This window comes from Mojavia sp. (genome assembly GCF_059505145.1).
Window position 1 is genome coordinate 1 of the sequence record NZ_JCACKA010000054.1, and the last position, 2,553, is coordinate 2,553.

The following is a 2,553-nucleotide window of genomic DNA, read 5'->3' on the forward strand; positions in this document are numbered from 1 at the left end:
TGGACTCCTGAGTTTAAATCTGCTGTGTGGAATCTGTTGACCCTATCTGAGCGTAAGCTGATTCAGCAACTCAAGGCCAAACAATGAATTTGATACTGAGCCGGAGAAAATATGTGGCAGTGCCATCAGCTTGCCTTGCCTGCTGTCTTGCTAACAGCAGTATAGATAGTTATTGGCTTTTTAGCACAGGCAAGAGCATTTAAACCCGATGTGGTTCGCTCAGATGGGATGAATTGCTATTTTCATCACTGGCTTTTGGCGGGAGCCGCTAGGCAGGTGGGGGTAGTTTTATAACAGCCCATGCAGCTGCATGAATTTTTTTCACCAGTTGAGTAACACAAGTGCAACATTCACGCTCCCGGCAGGGCGAACTACTTTTGCGTCCTGAGCGAAGCGAAGGATGGCGAAGCCACCCCGAAGGGGCGCGAAAGTAAAGTGAGTACACCTTTAAAATACCCTACCCGAAAACCCCTTTTTCAGTAGCTCCACGGACGCTATTGGCGGCTATAATCCGCTTTTTTCGCCCCCATTTTTGCGGGTTTTTACGCTAATAATAGGTGTATTGGGCGTTTTTTTCCGCCTAATAGTCGCTAATTAATTACTTTTAGCGTCAAAAAATGCCTAGTACCAGGCTGAATAAATTACTACCTTTTAAACACTTAGATGGAAAGGATTTCAATCAAGCGGTCACTTGATTCTGTTGATGGCAAGTTGATCAACTATCTTAATTCCGGCCCTTTAGGTATGAGTTCAACTGAAGCCATCCTGTTGGCGTTACGGGCTTACTGGTTGCCTTTAGCTTTGAAAAAGCACGGGCAAAGTATTGAAGATGTACATTCATCTGCTGCGTGGGCTATCCCTAACCTACAAGCACAAGCCAACACAATTTCTATCAACTGTAAAATCGAGTTGGGCAGTGCTTTCGTTTCTGCAACACCAGTCACACAAGTACAAGCGTCTACTCCTCTGGAGCAAAACTTACCTCAACCACAGTTACAACAGCCAGATAAAGAAGATGACGAAGATAACTGGGGTGATGAAGAGAACTGGGGTGGAGATTTTCAACTCTCAGAGGAAATGGTGGCAATGAATAATACGCTTAGAGGGGTTGAATAAATGACTGATCAAGGTAAGTCTGATTTAACTAAGCTGGTTGTCACCTGTGATTTGGGAGCAAGTCTTAATAAGCTCATCGTGCAAATCTATCCTGATGGTGTGCCGCGAGTTATTACTATGAGTCCAGAAGTTGCAGATGTAGAAAAAGAATCTGCTGTTGGGCTAGATATTGACCCTAAAAATAGTGATGCGGCATGGGTAGGTATAAGCTCCGAATACTATGTTTTGGGCAGTTTGGCTAAAACTATATTTGCAGGTACATCAGCAATTCGAGATTTAAAATATCAGTACGCCTTACCGAAGCTGGCAGGCTTACTATGGTTAGCCTGTCAACATCTGGAGTTAAAAGAAGCTGATGTTTTTGTACATTTGTTACTGCCGACTGGTGAATACAAAGATGGTTCAGCTTTAGGGAAACAGTTGTTGGCGGCCCTCAAAGGAGGAATTGTCACACCCACAGGGAAATTAAAACTCAGACAGCGCAATTTTTGTGTTTCTATAGAGGGTTCGGGTGTTCTGGCTGCCCACCGACGCACTTTAGGAGCAGCCTACTCTCGCAAAACTATTGGAATGCTCATGCTGGGTTATCGCAATGCCAGTTTTATGGTCATTCAGGCCGGAAACACAGTCAAAGCTGAATCCACAGATTTGGGAATGAATTGGTTGGTAGAAAGATTTGTAGAACACACGGCGGCCGGTTTATCGAAGGATGATTTACGTGTGCCACTCGCTTTGGTTGAAGCAGCAAAAGAAAACTTTTCGGCACTGCGCTCTTTATCACGCAAAACTAAATCTGCTGATGTCGAAAAAGACTTGGCTTTATTTCAACAGTCCTTAAATCTTGTGCGTCGGGAGTATTGCCGCGCGCTAGTGCGGTGGATTAGAAATATTGCATCGATTGATGAAGTTCTCTTGTGTGGGGGAACTGGTGAATTTGTACGCTCTGAGTTGACCCAATTTTTTGAAGAAGAAGCAATACCGATTATTTGGGATGGCGGTGTGAAAGTTCCCACAGTGCTGGATACTCATAAATTAGGTAGTAGATTGGCTGATGTTTGGGGTTCACACATGAATTACATCACGACGTTGGATCTAAATTTCAAGTATGACCGTAAACAGCCGTTAGTCCCTCAAGCCGAATCAAAACCAGCAACAACCAATTCGACTGAAGCTGCCAAAAGAGACGGATGGAGGAACTTCTTACCGATGCTTGAACCTTGAAGTCGGTTAACAAGTGACATTTTGTAGACGACCACTGCAAAATGTCACTCAAGAAATAACAGTTTGCTGCTGGTAAGAGGTCATCCTAATAGATAGAATAATTGATTACCTTTTTGGGTGAATAAAAATATTATTTAGATTGATAAATCTCGGCAGCTTAGACTTATAGAGGTCAGTAATAGCCGCTAAACTCCCTAATAATTAATACCAAATATC

Annotated in this window: 2 protein-coding genes; both read left to right on the top strand. The window is 43.4% G+C overall.

From position 1 onward, the window contains the following. The first annotated feature begins 663 nt into the window (after positions 1-663). Positions 664-1,116: a hypothetical protein gene (locus tag AC5JL8_RS11045; RefSeq protein WP_495879823.1), complete on the top strand. Its 453-nt coding sequence runs from the start codon at positions 664-666 to the stop codon at positions 1,114-1,116. Then, positions 1,117-2,337 (top strand): hypothetical protein, encoded by a 1,221-nt coding sequence (locus tag AC5JL8_RS11050; protein WP_495879824.1) that lies wholly within the window; start codon positions 1,117-1,119, stop codon positions 2,335-2,337. Positions 2,338-2,553 lie beyond the last annotated feature (216 nt).

Excerpts from the sequence above, each read along its gene's own strand:
- AC5JL8_RS11045 (WP_495879823.1), top strand. The coding sequence starts at position 664 with ATGGAAAGGATTTCAATCAAGCGGTCACTTGATTCTGTTGATGGCAAG.
- AC5JL8_RS11050 (WP_495879824.1), top strand. The coding sequence starts at position 1,117 with ATGACTGATCAAGGTAAGTCTGATTTAACTAAGCTGGTTGTCACCTGT.